Source organism: Flavobacterium sp. XGLA_31 (genome assembly GCF_051547105.1).
GTDB lineage: Bacteria > Bacteroidota > Bacteroidia > Flavobacteriales > Flavobacteriaceae > Flavobacterium.
The window spans coordinates 55498-75159 of the sequence record NZ_JBPTTM010000009.1; the positions used below are offsets into that span (position 1 = coordinate 55498).

General features: G+C 41.3%; 10 protein-coding genes. 2 read left to right on the plus strand and 8 right to left on the minus strand.

Going from position 1 to position 19662, the window contains the following annotated elements:
• Positions 1 to 130: 130 nt before the first annotated feature.
• The 7 genes from ACSVH6_RS13015 to ACSVH6_RS13045 all read right to left on the minus strand — a co-directional run bounded on the left by ACSVH6_RS13015 (position 131) and on the right by ACSVH6_RS13045 (position 11451).
• Positions 131 to 2932: an aminopeptidase gene (locus ACSVH6_RS13015; RefSeq protein ID WP_438079194.1), complete on the minus strand. Its 2802-nt coding sequence runs from the start codon at positions 2930 to 2932 to the stop codon at positions 131 to 133.
• 5 nt (positions 2933 to 2937) lie between these two features.
• Positions 2938 to 3819, minus strand: a complete 882-nt coding sequence (locus ACSVH6_RS13020) for a hypothetical protein (protein ID WP_438079196.1) — start codon at positions 3817 to 3819, stop codon at positions 2938 to 2940.
• Positions 3819 to 5252 (minus strand): MBOAT family O-acyltransferase, encoded by a 1434-nt coding sequence (locus ACSVH6_RS13025; protein ID WP_438079198.1) that lies wholly within the window; start codon positions 5250 to 5252, stop codon positions 3819 to 3821. The genes ACSVH6_RS13020 and ACSVH6_RS13025 overlap by 1 nt, the downstream gene beginning before the upstream one ends.
• 54 nt (positions 5253 to 5306) lie before the next feature.
• Entirely contained in the window at positions 5307 to 6029 is a 723-nt protein-coding gene (locus ACSVH6_RS13030; RefSeq protein ID WP_438079200.1) for a TIGR00730 family Rossman fold protein, read from the minus strand.
• Between the two features lie 44 nt (positions 6030 to 6073).
• Positions 6074 to 8905 carry an excinuclease ABC subunit UvrA gene (gene uvrA / locus ACSVH6_RS13035; RefSeq protein ID WP_438079202.1) on the minus strand — a complete coding sequence of 944 codons (2832 nt, stop codon included), beginning with the start codon at positions 8903 to 8905 and terminating at the stop codon, positions 6074 to 6076.
• Between the two features lie 80 nt (positions 8906 to 8985).
• Complete coding sequence (locus tag ACSVH6_RS13040; RefSeq protein ID WP_438079204.1) at positions 8986 to 10806, minus strand: chloride channel protein; 1821 nt, start codon at positions 10804 to 10806, stop codon at positions 8986 to 8988.
• A gap of 60 nt (positions 10807 to 10866) precedes the next feature.
• Positions 10867 to 11451: an ACP phosphodiesterase gene (locus ACSVH6_RS13045; RefSeq protein ID WP_438079206.1), complete on the minus strand. Its 585-nt coding sequence runs from the start codon at positions 11449 to 11451 to the stop codon at positions 10867 to 10869.
• A gap of 118 nt (positions 11452 to 11569) precedes the next feature.
• Here ACSVH6_RS13045 and glmM point away from each other — a divergent pair, with 118 nt between their 5' ends.
• Positions 11570 to 12958 (plus strand): phosphoglucosamine mutase, encoded by a 1389-nt coding sequence (glmM, locus tag ACSVH6_RS13050; RefSeq protein WP_438079208.1) that lies wholly within the window; start codon positions 11570 to 11572, stop codon positions 12956 to 12958.
• 197 nt (positions 12959 to 13155) lie between these two features.
• Here the strand turns inward: glmM and ACSVH6_RS13055 are convergent, their stop codons facing one another.
• Positions 13156 to 13785, minus strand: a complete 630-nt coding sequence (locus ACSVH6_RS13055) for a murein L,D-transpeptidase catalytic domain-containing protein (protein WP_438079210.1) — start codon at positions 13783 to 13785, stop codon at positions 13156 to 13158.
• A 283-nt stretch (positions 13786 to 14068) separates the two neighbouring features.
• On the opposite strand from ACSVH6_RS13055, the gene ACSVH6_RS13060 reads away from it, so the two are divergent.
• Positions 14069 to 19651, plus strand: coding sequence for a putative Ig domain-containing protein (locus tag ACSVH6_RS13060; protein WP_438079212.1), 5583 nt, complete (start codon positions 14069 to 14071; stop codon positions 19649 to 19651).
• Positions 19652 to 19662: the final 11 nt, after the last annotated feature.

Sequence of the window (19662 nt, forward strand, 5' to 3'; positions counted from 1 at the left end):
ATACTGTGGAAAAAATATAATTTAAGTATCTGTAATTTATTGGGTTTAAAAAGAAGATGTGTTGAATAATATTCAACAAAATCCTTTTAAAACAGAAATATTTTTAAAGTTGATTGGATTTAAGCGTATTTTAAAACCATTTTCGGGTGAAAAGGTTAATAAGCGTTTCCGGACGGAAGGTTACGATAAATCGAATCTTTTCACCATAATTTTTGTTGCCTACTTCCCAACCGTTACTGGAATACACCGGCAGGTACAGTTCAAAATAATCGGTAACCAAATTTAATCGGATACCGCTATCGTAAACAAATTGGGCATCAGTAGCTTTATTTTTGATGACACCGATGTCACCATAAGCTTCTACCCAATTCCAAATCCCATAACTGGCATTGGCCGTGGTCATCCATCGATTGGCAAACCGGGTTTCCAACTTTGATTTGAAAAAACCATCCATGATGATAGATTGTTGGCTGAATAGTCCTGTTTTTTCGGAACGCCCCAGGTACTCACTTTCGAACAAATAATCCGTTGGACGATCCAATCCAAAGGAAAAGTAATCGTCTTCGGTTTTGTTATGTAAAAAGGTCCCGGCAAATACCCTTAGATTCAATTGCCGGTTATCGTCAAACAATTTTCGATACTGAATTTCAGAAGCCAGTTTGCTGAAATTGGCAGCGTATTGCATGTCGGCCAAAAAGTGAAAGTGATGCGTTACTTCGGTTTTGGTATCAATGTATTTGGCATTGAATACTTGGTAATTTCGGGTGTCTTCGGAAGTGATGTATGCTGATTGTTGTTTGTTGAGCATCACTTCTTTAATTACAATAGATGATTTGTGGTTGTCACGAAAATCGTCCGGACGGAAATTCAGGAATACGGTTGGAGCCACTTTTGTATAATAGGCATCGGGAGCATAATGCAGGTAATGTCCGCCAACGATGTACTTGATGTTATACAATTTGCTGTCACGGTTGTATTGATTGACAAAAAAGTTGGCTTTTCCGGAGATATTTCGGGTTTTGGTGGAAATGGTAGGGTTGATGTCAAAAATAAAGGGCTTGTCCAAAATGGTTTTGTTGTGAAAACGGAACCCGGGCAGAAAACCATCATATAAATTATATTCCAAGGTAGGGACATACAATATCTGGTTGTAATTCGGGTCTTCCAAATCCTTCATGAAATTGAACTTTATCGGACGGTTGTTCAGACGAAAACCGTGCAGGGAACGCCAGTTGTTTCTGAGGTTAAACTCGGGTACTTCATTTTTATAATTGATGACAATCCTGTCGGCCTCATTTCGGGGAATGGTGAATGTAGTGTCTTTCGGAAAAGTATCAATCCAGGTTTTAGAAACCACCGTTTTGTCTTTAATCCCATATATCGGTATGGGTACGTTGGTTTCGGTTTTATTATTCAGTTTGAAGCTGATGCTGTCTTTGGTACGGGTAACGGTTTCAAATTTGAAATCAATGATGTCTCGGGAATCGATTATTTTGTCAAAAAACCAGTTGAGCTTTTTGGGAGAATTCGTGGTTAGCAGCGTTTCAAAATCGTTACGGTTGGTTTGCCGTACTTTGTTCAATTCGATAAACTGTTTGAGGCTGTTTGGCACGATGTCGTGCTCCAAGTAGCTGTCGAGGTACTTCAAACTCAATCCAGCGCGGTATTTTGAGGCGATTTTTTCATTGAATCTAATCAATGTATTTTTGGCATTGCTCAGCGGTTGGTCTAAATTTTTACGGGCCATCAGCATGTAAAAATAACTGTATTGGCCATTAAAATCGAGGCTGACCAAGTTGTACCCGCGTACCAGTCTCAGCTTGGCGACGCTGCCCATCATTTTGGCATCGGGGTGAAACTCTTCAATGTATTTCATCATCACATACACCTGCATCCCGTCATAAATCCAGTTGTCTTTTCTGGGGTCGAGTTGCAGTACATTGTGTAAATAATTGTTCAGATAGGTTTTTAAGAATTTAATTTCAAACAAAAATTCATCCGAAAACGGACTGATAAAAACCGGTAACTGATTTAAGCCATAAAAAGGATTTCGTTCGTAATCGGCCTGAGTAACGGCAATTTTTTCGTGTGGATAACTGCCGAGATTGGCTGCTGTGAAGCCTACAATTTTGTCAATCACGATGGCTTTTTGAATGTCATTTAAGCGATTGTCTCTCAGGTCGGAAACCACGGCCAAGTCACTGTTTTTGTATACTGAAAAAACATTGGGTTTGTCAATAAACAAATTGAAGTCCAGTCGATTTTTACCGCTTAACACATAATGGTTGTCTGTTTTGCTGATTTCATCCAAATCGGAATTTAACACCAAATGAGGAGGAATCCTGATGTCCATTTCATAATCTGAAAGGCTGTTTGCCGCATCATCCAAATTGAGGTTGTCGTACTTAACAAACTCCCGGTTTTCATAACGAGCCGGGATAAGAAAACAGTTTTTCAAATTCATTTTTCCCTCTTTACCATAGCCGAAGTGAGTGAAATCATCGCTTGGCACTTTGACAAAGTAGGTAAGCGTCATTGTGGTTTTCTGATTGGGCAACAGTTTGTCGCGCAGCCGTATTTGAATTACATCCGGGTGATTGGCATCGCGTTCCCAAGTGAGGAACGATTTGTTTTCGTTGATAATGGTGAGGTTGCTGGTTCGGCCCCTTTCTTTTTCTTTGGCCAAATGAAAACTACGCTCAAATTCATCCGAAAAGCGGGCAGCCATAGGGGTGTATTTAGACGTATATCCATTAATCCAATCGTTGAGAACAATGTTGGTTAACGTATCTTTTGTTTGGTTGAAATAGGTAAGCTCCTGGATTACCGTAAGCGTTTTGGTATCGCCATCTACTTCCACCACAAACTTGGAATGGTGTTGCGCGGTGGTCATAAAGCCTATCAAAAGCAATATATGGAATAGTTTTTTCAAGGGAATTATCGGGGTTTGAAAAAGGCGTTAAATATAATTTGTGTAAAAGCTTCTGCACCGGCTTTGTTCATGTGTCCGCAAGTGGCAAAGTACTTGTCATCGGTTACCGCATTTTCAAAACGGTGAATCTCGGGATAAATTTCCTGAATATGATTGAAATAGTCTCGGTTAATGGTACTCATACACATGGGTGTAGTTACGGCAATCAGATTGATATGGTTCTTTTTACAAATGGCTTTTATTTCTTCATAAGCTACATTGCGTTTCGGATAGTATTTCGACAAGTCAGCCGGAACCATCTTTCCAGGATTTGATGTCAAGGCATGAAAACCGTCGTTGTCTAATACATTTGTTCTCTTATGAACAAGTGAATAGTACATTTCCCTAAAACCTACCCGTGCATCGTAGTGCATGTAACGATAAAACGGGATGTACATCAGTTGGTTGTATTCGGGAATATTTTTATAATGGTCGCGAATGATTTGCGAGCGATGCAGATAAGGCATAAACAAAGAGCGAATCGCTTCGGAATGATCATTGGTGTTGATGTTTAAATCCACCTGCAGGATCAGGTTTTTGATTTTGTAGTGGCGTTCCACCATCAGTTTGAGCATCAAAGCCGATTCTTCCAGCCGCGAACGGGTAATGCCGAAGTTGTAACTTTTGTAGCCCCGATCATTGAATATTTTCGGTACAAAATGATTATTCACCCTTGAAGAACCAAGAAAAACAACATCGTAGTTTAGGTCTTTGGAATTGTATAAGTAAGCAATTTTATTGCGGGAATTCGATTGTAAATACACCGTAGTATAGAGCACATCGAGTAACCCCATCGTCAGAATGAGTACTGCTGCAATTTTAAGGATGAAAATACTAAACTGTTTCATCAGAATTGAAAATAAATGAATTCCTTATAATCAGAGAACACTCCCAATGCTACAATAGCGGCCAAACATAAACTCAGTTTCAGCCAGCTGAATCTTCCCGATATGGGTTCAACTTTGCTGCGGTGATTCCATTCCACGATAACAAAAATAACAACCAGAGCAATCAGTTCGTAATTGTAGCGTTCAATAGGGAAATACTGTTCCGCAAATACGCGGTTTTGAAAGAGACGTTTGAGGTACCCGAAAGCATCAGTAATGGTGCGCGCCCTGAAAAACACCCAGGCCAAACAAGTAAGAGCAAAGGTAACCAGTATATTAAAAATTGTTCGGATGGATTCCCAATTGAAGCCTAAAGCAAAGGCATCCAGATTTTTTCGGTTTCGATTCAACAGCAATAACGGCAAGAAATACAACGCATTAATCAAGCCCCAGGCAATAAAGGTCCAGCTGGCACCGTGCCAAAAACCACTGACCAAAAAGATGATAAACGTATTGCGGATTTTCATCCACTTTGAACCTTTGCTGCCACCCAACGGAATGTAGAGATAATCCCTAAACCAAGTGGTTAGTGAAATATGCCATTTGCGCCAAAACTCGGCTATATCTCTCGAAAAATAGGGGTAATTAAAGTTTTTCAGCAAATCGATACCAAAAAGTTTGGAAGTACCTAACGCTATATCGGAATAACCCGAAAAGTCACCGTAAATCTGGAAGGCAAAGTATACGGCACCCAGCAACAACGACAAGGAATTCATGGATTGGTAATGGTCAAAGATGGCATTGGCGTAATTGGCACAGGAATCCGCGATTACCACTTTTTTGACCAATCCCCATACGATTTGATACACCCCTTCTTTGGCTTTGTTAAAATTGAATTTACGTCTTCGTTTGACCTGCGGTAACAAGTGGGTTGCCCGTTCAATAGGTCCGGCGACCAATAACGGAAAGTAACTTACGAATAAGGAATAATCAACGAAGTTCTTCTCTGATTTGATTCGTCCGTAATAAATATCAATGATATAAGACAAGCCGTGAAACGTATAGAAAGAAATCCCTACCGGAAGGATTACCTGCAAGAGTAACGGACTTGTATGCCATCCGAAACCATTTAGCAATTCGGCAAAGGAAGTCGCAAAAAAGTTATAGTATTTGAAGACGCCCAAAAAGCCAATATTGATGGAAACACACAGCCAAAGCCACATTTTTCGTTCGGCAGGGGTTTTACTTTGCTCTATTTTCATAGCCGAAACATAGTCGAGCAGCGTAGAGAATACCAATAGAAATAAGAAGCGCCAATCCCAACAGGAGTAGAAATAGTAACTCGCTAAAATCAGGATATAATTTTGATTGATTTTCGATTTGTGCCCCACAAACCAATACAGTATAAAAACTATAGGCAGGAAAATGGCAAAATGAAACGAGTTGAAAAACATAAATCAGTCGGCGAAATATTTAAAAAGCCCGAACCTAAGTTCAGGCTTTTGACATTAAAAGTTAGGGCTGAGGTTGTATTTTTTATAGAAGTTATCCAACACTTCTACCACTTCATCCTCGGTGTCCACAATTTTTATCAAGTTCATATCGTCAGGATTCGCATTGTGTTCCTTTTCGATGAGTACGGTTTTAATCCAGTCAATCAGTCCGGACCAAAATTCAGAACCTACCAGTATGATAGGAAACTTGCCAATTTTTTTGGTTTGAATCAGCGTTACCGCTTCAAACAATTCGTCCAAGGTTCCGAAACCGCCCGGCATCACCACAAAACCTTGCGAATATTTGACAAACATTACTTTACGCACAAAGAAATAGTCGAAATTCAGGTTTTTATCTTTGTCGATATACGGGTTGTAATGCTGTTCAAAAGGCAATTCGATGTTCAATCCTACTGAAGTTCCTTCTCCTTGATGGGCTCCTTTGTTCCCGGCTTCCATAATTCCCGGGCCACCTCCGGTAATGACACCATAACCGGCTTTACTGATTTTATAGGCAATTTTTTCGGCTAAAATATAATACTTGTTATCCGGTTTGGTTCGTGCCGAACCGAAAATGGAAACACACGGTCCAATACGCGCCATGCTCTCGTAACCATTCACAAACTCGGACATGATTTTAAAAATAGCCCAAGAATCATTAGTTCGTATTTCGTTCCAGGTTTTTTGTTTTAATTTTTCCTGGATTTTATCATCTTCATTTAGAAATTCTTCTCTCATTTTATCTGTTTTATTCTGTTTTTTTTAATGTAAAAGCAAACGCGCTAAAGTAATTCTTTTTTCAAAAACTGAGCGGTGTAACTTTTTTTATTCTTCACAATTTCTTCCGGTGTACCTTCAGCAACCACCTGGCCGCCGCCTTTGCCGCCTTCTGGGCCAATGTCAATGATATAATCGGCGAGCTTAATCACGTCCATATTGTGCTCAATAATCAAAATGGTATTGCCTTTGTCTACCAGTTTATTAATGACATCCATCAGCACGCGTATGTCTTCAAAATGCAATCCCGTTGTCGGTTCATCCATGATGTAGAAGGTGTTTCCGGTGTCCTTTTTAGACAATTCGGTAGCCAGTTTGATACGCTGTGCTTCTCCGCCCGATAGCGTGGTACTTTGTTGTCCCAAAGTAATATAACCCAAACCGACGTCTTGTATCGTTTTGATTTTTCGGTAGATTTTTGGGATATTTTCAAAGAACGGAACCGCTTCGTCTACGGTCATGTTCAATACATCCGAAATGGATTTGCCTTTGTATCGAATCTCCAGTGTTTCCCTGTTGAAACGCTTGCCTTGACAGGTTTCACATTCGACATAGACATCCGGGAGAAAACTCATTTCGATGGTACGTACTCCTGAACCTTCGCAGGTTTCGCATCGTCCGCCCGAAACATTAAAACTGAATCGTCCGGCTTTATAGCCACGAATCATGGCTTCCGGCATTTGTGTGAAGAGACTTCTGATTTCTGAAAACACATCGGTGTAGGTGGCAGGATTGGAACGTGGAGTTCTGCCAATCGGACTTTGATCAATATCGATGACTTTGTCGATGTGTTCTAAACCTTCAATTTTTTTATAAGGTTGCGGTTTCTTGACTCCGTTGAAATAGTATTCATTCAATATCGGATACAAGGTTTCATTAATCAACGTTGATTTCCCGCTGCCCGATACTCCGGTAACGCAAATCAGTTTGCCCAAAGGCAGTTCGATGGAAACATTTTTCAGATTGTTTCCGGTGGCTCCGGTCAGTTTCAGGAATTTGCCATTACCTTTTCTGCGTTGCTTCGGAACTTCAATCTGCATTTCACCATTGAGGTACATGGCGGTCATGGTGTGTTCTTTGTGCAATTCGGCCGGAGTGCCTTTGCTGATGATTTCTCCGCCAAACTTCCCAGCTTTCGGCCCAATATCAATCACGTAATCGGCGCGTTCAATCATGTCTTTATCGTGTTCTACGACTAAAACCGAGTTTCCAATATCACGCAATTGTTCCAAAGAATGAATCAGTTTTTCATTATCTCTTTGGTGTAAGCCGATACTGGGTTCGTCCAGAATATACAATACACCTACTAGTTGGGAACCGATTTGTGTGGCCAATCGAATGCGTTGTGCTTCTCCGCCCGAAAGTGATTTGGAACTGCGGTTAATTGACAAATAATTCAATCCCACGTTCACCAAGAACCGCAAACGGTCTTTGATTTCTTTAACGATTTCGGAGGCAATAATAGTTTGTTTTTCAGAAAGGTGTTTGTCCAAATCCTCAAACCAAGCCGATAAATCGGAAATATCCATAGTGGATAAATCGAAGATGTTTTTTTCGTAAATACGGAAATACAAGGCCTCTTTTTTCAGGCGCGAACCGTGACATTCCGGACATGCTATTTCGTCCATGAATTCTTTTGCCCAGCGTTTGATAGAGGTGGAACCGCTTTCGTCAAATTGGTTTTTGATGAAATGCGAAATACCTTCAAACTCTATTTTATATTCTTTGGTAATGCCTAATGTTTTAGATTCTACTGAAAATTTTTCCTTACCACCATGAAGAATAATTTGCATCGCTTCTTCGGAAATTTTTTCGATGGCATCGGTCAATGCAAAGCCAAATTTTTCGCCTATGATTTCCAATTGCTTGAAAATCCAAGAAGATTTATATTCACCCAGAGGAGCAAATCCTCCATTTTTGATAGACAACTTCGGATTGGGTATGATTTTTTTCAGATTGATTTCGTGTACTGTTCCCAAACCTTTACATTCTTCGCATGCTCCTTTTGGAGAGTTGAATGAAAATAAATTCGGCTCCGGATTTTGATAGGAGATACCGGAGGTAGGACACATTAAATTGCGACTGAAATAGCGTACTTCATTGGTGTCTTGGTCCAAAATCATCAACACGTTTTCGCCGTGATACATGGCGGTTTTGATGCTTTCGGCCAAGCGTTTTTCATTATCTTCATTAGGCTCAATGACCATCCGGTCTACAACAATTTCGATGTCGTGTGTTTTGTAACGGTCGAGTTTCATACCCGGCAATAGGTCTTGCACTTCACCGTTCACACGTACTTTGAGAAAGCCCTGTTTGGTGATTTGTTGGAACAATTCGGCATAGTGTCCTTTCCGGGCACGAATAATCGGTGCTAAAATGTTGATGCGCTTCCCGGAAAAATTCTGAATAATCAACTCTTTGATTTGCTCATCAGAATAGGAAACCATTTTTTCTCCTGTCACATAACTGTACGCTTCTCCGCCACGGGCATACAACAAGCGCAAAAAGTCATAGATCTCGGTAATGGTTCCCACTGTAGAGCGGGGACTTTTGCTGGTGGTTTTTTGCTCGATAGCGATTACAGGAGAAAGACCGTCAATTTTATCTACATCGGGACGTTCCAGTCCGCCCAGGAATTGACGGGCATAAGCCGAGAATGTTTCGATGTAACGACGTTGTCCTTCTGCATAAATGGTATCAAAGGCCAAAGACGATTTACCCGAACCTGAAAGCCCCGTAATCACCACCAGTTTTTCACGCGGTATCGTGATGTCAATATTTTTCAGATTGTGCACCCGGGCACCGAGTACTTCAATCGTATTGTCTGTATTTAGCATAGCATTTTTGGCAAAACGCAAAGGTAGTGTTTTGCTGTGAAATTTTAAACAGACCGGGGTGAAGTTGTTCGTAAAAAAGATTACTCAATAATCATCTCTTTCAGCCGCTGGCGGTAGCTTTCGAGCACGTCAATTTTGGACAGAAAACCAAAGTATTTTCCTTTGTGAATTACCGGTAGGATAGCCGCTTTAGAGGATTCAAACAACCTCATTATTTTTTCGGGTTTGTCTTCAAAAAGAATGAGCTCTTTAGGCTGGCTTATGAGCTCGGTGATACTCATGAATTTCACGCGATACGGATTGAAAATAATGGCTTTCACTTCTTCAAAATCGACTATCCCAATCAGGGATTTGTGTTCATCAACGATGGGGATGATTTTTTGTTCAGAAGTGGAGAATATTTCCACAATGTTTTCAATCGGGCTATCTAATGCCAGAGTCTTGTAGTTTTGTTGCACCAAATTGTAGAAATCAATGCTTTGCAGGATATTTTTGTCTTTGTCACTGGTAAATACATCGCCTTTATCAGCCAGGGATTTTACATCCATTGAATGTTTTTCAAACTGTTTGGAAACCGCAAAACTCACCGATGACACAATCATTAGAGGCACCATCAGGTCATAACCGCCCGTAATTTCTCCGATAAGGAATATAGCGGTTAGTGGTGCATGAAACAATCCGCTTAGGATTCCGGCCATGCCCACGATGGTAAAATTGGCAATGGGTAAATGATGGGTGAAGTTCAGCAGGTTGACCGTTTTGGCCACGAAAAATCCAAGATAGGAACCCACAAAAAGAGAGGGAGCAAAGTTACCACCGTTACCACCACTTCCCAGCGTTAATCCGGTGGCAAAAGCTTTCAACAGCATCGTAACTCCCACGAAAGCTAATAAAATCCAAGGATTGTTTTCGAGCGGTTCCAACATGGTGTTGTCCATTAAAATGTTGGGATTTTTGGAAGCCAATGTTTTAATACTTTCATATCCCTCTCCGAACAAAGTAGGGAAAAAGAAAATCAAAACGGCTAAAATAAGCGATCCAAATAGTGCTCTGCGATAGCCTTTGTTTTTAAAGGAGCCGAAGAATCTTTCAACTTTTTGAAAATTCCGCGCATGATAAATAGAAGCCAGCCCGGCTAAAACTCCCAGTAAAACATAGAAGGGGACATTGTGATAATCAAATTTCAGCGTTTGCTCAAAATTCAAAATAACATCGTGACTCAATATTACAGTCGATATCAAAGCTCCGGTTGCGGCCGATATGATAATCGGAATAAAAGCTGCAATGGAAACATCGGTCAACACTACTTCAATGGCAAACAATACGCCGGCAATAGGAGCATTAAATGCGGCACCAATTCCCGCAGCCACACCACAAGCTAAAAGAAGAATACGGTCTTTTTGCGACAAATGATATTTCTGAGCGAAGTTGGAACCAAATGCCGCTCCGGTGATTACAATTGGACTTTCCAATCCGGCAGAGCCTCCTAATCCTACGGTTAAAGAGCTTGTTATGATTTGGGCGTACATTTGTTTTTTGGGAAGAATACCGCCTTTTTTGGCTACAGCGTAGAGTACCTTGGAGCTCCCTTTTTCCAGATTATTGTCCAGGAAATTTCGAATCACAAAAACGGTCAGCAGTATCCCGGCTATCGGCAGTAAACTATTGATGTATGGCAGCTTGAGAAAGCCATTGATGTCATTGGCCCAAAGGAAAATATTGTGGGCGAAACTTTTCAGTATAATTACGGCAAACGTACATGTTACCGCAACCAATACACTGGCTAAATAAATAAAGTTGCGCTCACTTAATTTGTCTTTCAGCAAAAAAATCAAATGCTCGGCTCTTCTGAAAATACTTCGGATGATGATTTTAAAAAAAGAAGCTTTATTCTCGGGCATGTATTCCAAACTTTTAAAAGGCTAAAATACTTCTTTAAAAGGGTATTTCGCAAATATACTTTATAATTCGGCTAATTTTTCACGGCAATGTTGCCTTAATTCTTCAAAAAACAAAGTGAACTCCTGCTCGAATTCGATATAATACTGTTTCAGTTCTACGATAGATTCGTGCATCGCCACCCTGTTTTTGGTACGATGATCCATTTGAAACATAATCATTTCCAACCCTTCCATACTGGCATAGCTGACCAACCAATTTCTGCCAATCATATACGGCAGCATGCCTTTGGCCTTATCGGTCAACAATTCAATGTTGTCTGTCAATAGTTTATAAAAGCGCTCTGCGTATACTTCGAGTTTTTCGTCGGAATAGGTTTTCCAGTTTTTGGCCAAAAAATGATCGTATAAAATATCCATAATTACGCCGGAGTAATGCCCGTATTTGTCATGTAAGCGATGCTTGCTTTGACGGTATATCGGATGCATATCGGTAAAACTGTCAATAGCGCGATGTAGCAAAATTCCCTTTCGGATTTCTGTGGGATAATTGTCATAACTGTGCCCGCGAATGCTGTCCGCCATAAAGTTTCCGATTTTGAGCAAATCGTTATTGCCGGATAGATAAATGTGCGCTAAGAAGTTCATGAGCCTAATTTAGGGAATTTAAATCAGAAATTTTAAAATTTAAATTAGAATTCAAAAATGCCATTCTTTATATTTGTAAACCTTATATAACTTAAATACAAAATACAAAATAATTACAATGACACTAATCAAATCAATATCAGGAATTCGAGGGACTATCGGTGGTAAAGTGGGAGACAATCTGACGCCGGTAGATGCGGTGAAATTTGCATCGGCCTATGGAACGTTTCTGAAAAACAATATACAAAAAAGCAGACTGAAAGTAGTCATTGGGCGTGATGCCCGTATCTCAGGTCCTATGATTCACAATCTTGTGGTGAATACGCTGATCGGATTAGGAATTGATGTTATCGATTTAGGATTGTCAACCACACCAACGGTAGAAGTGGCGGTCCCTCTGGAGCAAGCTGATGGGGGGATTATTTTAACCGCTTCTCACAATCCGAAACAATGGAATGCGTTAAAGTTGTTGAATGCCAAAGGAGAATTTTTGAGCGGTGCCGATGGAGCTAAGATTTTGGAAATTGCCGAAGCGGAAGCTTTTGATTTTTCTGATGTAGACAGTTTAGGAGAAGTTACCCTGAATGATGCTTATATGGATATTCATATTGACGAGGTTTTGGAGTTGCCATTAGTAGAAGCCGAAGCTGTAGCTAAAAGAAAATTCAAAGTAGTTGTGGATGGGGTGAATTCTTCGGGAGGGATTATTATTCCGAAGTTATTGGAGCAAATGGGAGTGGAGTGTGTCAAATTATACTGCGAACCGAATGGTCATTTTCCGCATAATCCGGAGCCGCTAAAAGAACACTTGGGCGATATTTGTAAATTGGTTGTAGAAGAAAAAGCAGATTTTGGTATCGTAGTTGACCCTGATGTAGACCGCTTGGCTTTTATTTCCAACGACGGTGAAATGTTTGGCGAAGAATATACTTTGGTGGCTTGTGCCGATTATGTGTTAAGTAAAACCCCGGGCAATACCGTTTCTAACATGTCGTCCTCGAGAGCTTTACGTGACATTACCAATAAGTATCAAGGAAGCTATCAAGCCAGTGCCGTAGGTGAGGTGAATGTAGTGGAACTGATGAAAGCCACCAATGCGATAATTGGAGGAGAAGGTAACGGAGGTATTATTTATCCGGAGCTACATTACGGACGTGACAGTTTGGTAGGCGTAGCTTTGTTCTTAACGCATTTGGCCAATCTTGATATGACTGTGGCTGAGCTAAGAGCGTCGTATCCGCAGTACTATATGAGCAAAAACAAAATAGAACTGACACCGCAAATCGATGTGGATGCTATTTTGGTAGGTATGACAGAAAAGTACAAAAGCGAAAATATCTCCACCATTGACGGAGTAAAAATAGATTTTGCTACCGAATGGGTACACTTGCGCAAGTCGAATACCGAACCCATAATTCGTATTTATACCGAAGCACCAACACAACAAGCAGCCGATGCTTTGGCGTTACGAATTATTGAGGAGATAAAAGCGGTAGCCGGAATTTAGTTTCAGCCGCTTTAAATTAATAATAATACAAAACCCTTTCAGTAATTGAAAGGGTTTTGTATTTGTTATGGTGTATGGATGTTGTTACTGTTTTGACATGAAATATTTTGTGAGCTATAAACTGAAAATTATGGATACAGTAAAAAAATAATATAAAGTATAAAACGGCTGTCATTGTCTTTAAAAGTAATTGAATCTTAGTTATAAATCCATAACAACACGGGTTTTTTGGCCACTTGCAGCATCGGATCGATGATGCGCATGTTGGCATTGGAAATTGTCGGGCAACCCCAGCCTTCGGCCGTACCATTAGGGTATACTTCCTCGTCGGCTACTTTTTCCCAGGAGTGAAAAACGATATAGCGCGCCAAGGCATTGCTGTTAGTAGCCTCCAAACCGTGTAAAAGGTACTTGACGTTAATCCCCCAGTTGCTATAGCCTCTTTCGCCTATTTTATATTTGCCCAACGCGGAGCAATGGCTGCCGTCTACGTTGCTAAAGGAGGGGTTGTCTTTGGAAAAATCAAAACTCCACGGATAATTGCCACAGCCGTGCCCCACCAACATCTTGCGGCTGATGGTGTTTTTCTTAAAATCATAGAGAAACAAGCGGTTGCGTCCCGAGTGAACGCTCATGTCAATGAGTATACAGAAATCGGTGTTGAGACCCTTTGCTTTACAATAGGTAAGTGCCTCTTTGGCTTTGGCCGTCGTGCGAATCGTATCGGTTTTGGGAATATGGCTGTGTTTGATCGTATAGTCAATGGTGTGATAGGCATACCCGACACCCACCACGGCTAAGAGTATCAAGAGAATCTTTTTTTTCACGTTGTTGGGTTTTAGGATATAACGAAAAAAGACACTCTTATAGTATGGTAGTGTGTAAAAAAAAATAAAAAAACCCGAAGAAGACGTAGGGTTCCAACTCGGAAACCGATGAGGTATCAAGGGTTGTTTTAGCGGATGATATTTATCATAGGAAAGGCTGTTTGTTGATGGTACCTTTGACTAGAGGGGTTGAGATATTGGATTCAAAAATTCCCTAATAAGTTACTAAGAGGTTGCCGAAAATCTCGAAAAGAGTAGGCTTACTAAACAGTTGTAATTATTTATGAAACAGTTTTTACTTTTATTTTGGTTACCCTGCCTGCTTTGGGCACAGGCTCCTATCATCCACTATGGGAGTAGTATACAATCTTTAGCGTTGGGGACTCCTGTGGCGTTAACTCCAATCAATACCGGTGGTGTTGTGCCTACAACGGTGTATGGAACCGTAACCACCTTGGCCGGTGGTTTTGATAGCCCCTATAATGTAGCGACAGACGGAGATGGTTATGTATATGCGTCTGATTATTGGACGAATAAAATTTATAAAATAGCGCCAAGCGGTACAGTAACTGTATTGGCAGGTAGTGGTAGTCAGGTATCTTCTGACGGCTTCGGAACTTCAGCTTCTTTTAACCGTCCGCAGGGAATTGCTTTGGATTCTTCAGGGAATTTGTATGTAGCTGATTTTTTCGGCAACAAGATTCGTAAAATCACCCCTGCAGGTGACGTAACTACGTTGGCAGGAAGCGGAGGACAAGGAGCATCAGATGGTGCAGGAGCAGTAGCAACCTTTTATGAACCGGTAGGTATTGCTTTGGATGCGGCAGGCAATGTGTTTGTGGCTGACAGAGGCAATCATAAGATTCGTAAAATTACGCCTGACGGACAGGTAACTACTTTTGCTGGCAGCGGCAGTATCGGAGCAGCAGACAACATAGGAACCTTGGCTTCTTTTTACAGTCCGAACGGATTGGCATTTGACACTTCGGGCATTTTATATGTAGCTGATTTTTACAATCACAAAATACGTAAAATCACTCCCGATGCTGTGGTAACAACCTTGGCCGGTATCGGCTCTCCCGGTGATTCTGAAGGCACTACCACTACAGCCGCTTTTAATCAACCTTTTGGTATAGCAGCAGATACCTATGGAAATATATATGTAACTGATTTTCAAAACAATAAAATCCGTAAAATTACGGCAACAGGTCAAGTTATTACATTCGCAGGAAGCGGTGCTTATGGTGCCGTAGATGCTGTGGGAACGAATGCTACCTTTTATAATCCTTCAGGACTGGCTATAGACGCTTTCGGTCATTTGTATGTAGGTGATAAGGGAAATCATAAAGTTAGAAAAATTTCACTTACCGGGTATACCATTAGTCCGGCATTGCCTTCGGGTTTATCATTTGACAGTGCTACCGGTATCATCAGCGGAACTCCAACAGCAACAACGACAGTCCAAGAGTATACGGTAACTGCCTACAATGTGTATGGTAGTGCTACGACTACGCTTAGTATTGCTACCGGTATGTCGGCTCCGGTGATTAGTTATGCCCCTGCAACCCATACTTTTGAGCAGGGTGTTGCGATTGCTCCTGTAACACCAACCAATTCGGGAGGAGCAGTGCCCGCGACAGTCTATGCTCAGGTAACTACTGTTGCTTCGGGATTTAATTATCCTCACGGCGTGGCCACTGACCCTTCGGGCAATATTTATATATGTGATTTTCACAACCACAGGATCTGTAAAGTGACACCGCAAGGTGTGGTGGCTACCTTGGCTTCGGGTTTCAATCAGGTACACGGCATTACTTTAGATGCTTCCGGGAATGTTTTTGTTTGTGACAGAGGGGCTAACAAAGTATATAAAATAACACAGTCCGGCGAGGTTAGTGATTTTGCCGGAAGCGGTGAGGCAGGTTTCGCTGACGGACAAGGAGCAGCGGCTTCGTTTAATTTCCCGACAGGAATTGCCATAGATACCGCCGGTAACTTTTACGTATGTGATTTGCAAAACAACAGAATCAGAAAAATAACCCCTCAGGGGCTGGTATCTACATTGGCGGGCAGTGGTGCACAAGGGGCACAAAACGGTCCGGCTAATGTTGCCACATTTAATACAGCCACTGCAATTGCAGTAGATAACAGCGGGAATGTGTATGTGGGAGAATATGTTAATAGTTTGATACGTAAAATTACACCCGACGGTACGGTTAGTACTTATTGTGGTAATGGCGTGATTGACTCTATAGACGGTATAGGAACGGATGCCAGTTTTGGCTGTCCTACCGGTTTATCTTTTGATGCGTGGGGAAATTTATATGTAGCCGATGAATGTGGTCATAAAGTTCGTAAAATTACTCCTGATAGGGTGGTAACCACGCTGGCAGGTAACGGAGATTTTGCTCATGTTGACGGGGTTGGATTGGCTACCAGTTTTAATACTGCTTCTCACTTGGCAGTAGATAATCTCGGAAATCTGTATGTGAGTGATATGTACAATGCCTGCCTTCGTAAAATTACAGTAACGGGCTATGATATTCGTCCGGCATTACCTAGCGGGTTAACATTTGACAGTACTACCGGAACTATCAGTGGTACTCCGTCCATGCTGCAAGCTCCAACCACTTATAAGATAACGGCTTACAATAACAGTGGAATCAGCGCTACAACCATCACAATCGGCATAGAGCGAACCACTGCTATACCGGATCAAAATTTTGAACAGGCACTTATTTCGTTAGGGTATGATCAGGTATTGGATGGCAAAGTATTCACATCCCATATTAATACAGTTACAGACCTTTCGGTAGTTGGACTTGGTATATCTGATTTGACAGGTATACAGGATTTTACAGCGCTGGAAACGTTGGATTGCGCTGATAATCAGTTGATGCAATTGCAAATAGACGGTTTGGAACATCTTTATTATATCCATACCCGAGTGAATCAGCTGACCTCTCTAAATTTGACGAATTTACCGGCATTGCAATATCTATACTGTAATTATAACAACTTACAAACGCTATCCCTCAATGGATTGCCGTCATTGTTGACCTTGCATTGTGATTATAACATGCTGCAGAATCTTTCTTTGCAGAATTTACCACTGTTGAGCGAATTGTACTGTCAATACAACCAGTTGAGCACGTTAGATTTGATTGGGGCACCGAGCCTTACTTCGGTTAATTGTTACAACAATCAGCTTACCAATATTAATGTGACGAATCATTCTCAGTTGCATGATTTGTTTTGTCAATTCAATCAATTAACAAGCCTGAATCTGAACGGAGTATCATCATTACGACAATTATACAGTGACGTCAATCAGTTGACTGCACTGGATGTCAGTGGCTTGAATGAGTTACACACTTTGACCTGCAGTTCTAACAACCTTATCTCGCTTACCTTTAACGGGTGTAATGCCTTGCAAAGTATTGGATGTAGTTCTAATCAACTAAGCACCCTCGATGTTACTTCATTGCCTATATTAGGGGAATTGTTTTGCTTTAACAATCAATTGACTTCTCTAAATGTGCATGGTTCACAGTTCATGACCTTGTTGTTGTGTGCCAATAACAATTTATCTCATTTGGATTTGACCGGTTTGTCCTTGGTAAGAGGTATGGATTGTGTGGGGAACCCTAATTTATCGTGTATACAGGTAAGCAATCCAACGTTGGCAGCTCAAAACAGCACTTGGACCAAAGATGGAACAGCTTCCTACTCGATAGTTTGTGCGCCGGAAGCTTATCCGCAAACATTTTGTTACGGAGCCCGTGTTTCAAATTTGGTTGCTACCGGAGTGACCCTCAAATGGTACCTTGATGCCACCGGAGGAACTGCTTTAGCGGCCACTACTTTATTGACAACCCGTACCTATTATGTTTCTCAAACGATTAGCGGTGTTACGAGTGAGCGTACTGCAGTAGCGGTTACAATCATCCCTAAATCGGTGGCGGGTACTATCTCGGGAGCGGGAACCATTTGCTCGGGTAGTACTAAAACACTGCTTGTGAGTGCAAATCATGTAGGAAGTGTACAATGGCAGTCATCAACAGCGAACACTACTACCGGTTTTACAGATATTGTAGGAGCTAGCAACACATCATATAACACAGAGTCTTTAACAACGACTACTTATTTCAGAGTAGTGGTTACCAATAGTAATTGTACTTCAGCTATCAGTCCGGCCATTACGGTAACCGTTAGTCCGATTGCCGTAGCAGGGATTATTAATGGGGGAGGAGGTACTGTTTGTAAAGCCCAACTGACAGCTGCTCCAGCTGTAACCAATAGTACGGTTTTGACATTGGCAGATTACAGTGGAAGTACCTTAGTTTGGAAAAAAGCAACGTCATTAAACGGTTCCTATACAACGATAACCGGAGCAACCGGGACGTCCTATACCGCTTCAAATCTGATCGCTACAACTTATTTTAAAGTTGAGGTAAAAAGCGGTGCTTGTGTGGCTGTTACAGAGCCGGTTGTTATAAATGTAAACCCTACTTCTGTAGCCGGAACGATAGCAGGAGCCGGAACTATTTGTTATAACACATCCAAAACATTAGTATTGAGTGCAACGCATAGAGGAACTGTACAATGGCAGTTGGCTTCAGCATTGGAAGGCCCTTATACTGATATTCTCGGGGAAACAGCCGATGCTTTAGACACGGGTAACCTGACACAAACAACCTGGTACAGAGCCATCGTAACTAGCGGTTTGTGTTCTTCGGTAACCACCCTTCCGATAAAAGTAACCGTTACTCCACAATCTGTCGCCGGTAAAATAACAGGTGCGACAACAGTTTGTCCGGGACTAAATAGTACTGTATTAACATTGACAGATTACCAGGGAAAAATTCAATGGCAGTCTTCTCCCGACTTCAATTTTACAACTCCGACTATAGTAGCCGGAACAACGGCTACTTATACTGTTAAAAATATTAGTTCTACCACTTATTACAGAGCCTTGGTTACGAATGGTACGGGTTGTATTTCAGCAGTTACTGAACCGGTCATTATGGAAGTTAGTACCCCGGTTATAGCGGGAACCGTATCCGGAACCGCATCACTTTGTTATGGCTCTGCCGCCACATTACACTTGTCGGGGTACCAATCTGAAGCAGCTATTCAGTGGCAAAAAGCTACAACGCTTACCGGAGCCTTTACCAATTTGTCGACAGGAAGCGGATTTGCAACAGCTGATTATATATCCCCTGTTTTGAGTGCTAACGCTTATTACAGAGCCAAGGTAACCTTCAATGGCTGCTCATCTTATACCAATCCGTTTGAGGTATTGGTGAAAAAAGCAGTTGCCGGTACTATTTATCTGGCGGATGGGGCTCAATGTAGTAACAATCCTTTGCGTTTGGCGATTCAAAATGCGTCAGGAACTAATTTTGAATGGTATGCTTCCACTACAACCAATTTATCCGATTTCACATTGATAGGAGGTGTAGACACTTCTTTGTATCAGGTAATGTATACCGTTCCCGGAACGGTCTATTTAAGAGCTTCAGTAAAATATCCTGATTGTACACCGGTATTTACGCCGATATTCACACTAACTATTGGAGATTGCGCTCCGGCCAAAGAATTTTCTGAACCTACAGTGGGTTTCAGGGTGAAAGGTTACCCAAATCCGTTTGCTGATACCTTTGCTGTAGACATTAATCCGACAACCAATGAAGATATACTGTTGGAAGTATACGATATGATTGGTAAAAGATTGGACAGCAGAACCATAAAAACAGCGTCACTCACTGTTAGTGAGTTGGGAAGAAACTACCCGACAGGAGTATTTAATGTAGTAGTGGTTCAGGGAACTGAAAGAAAAATAATCAGGATGGTTAAGCAATAAATAATTAGAAA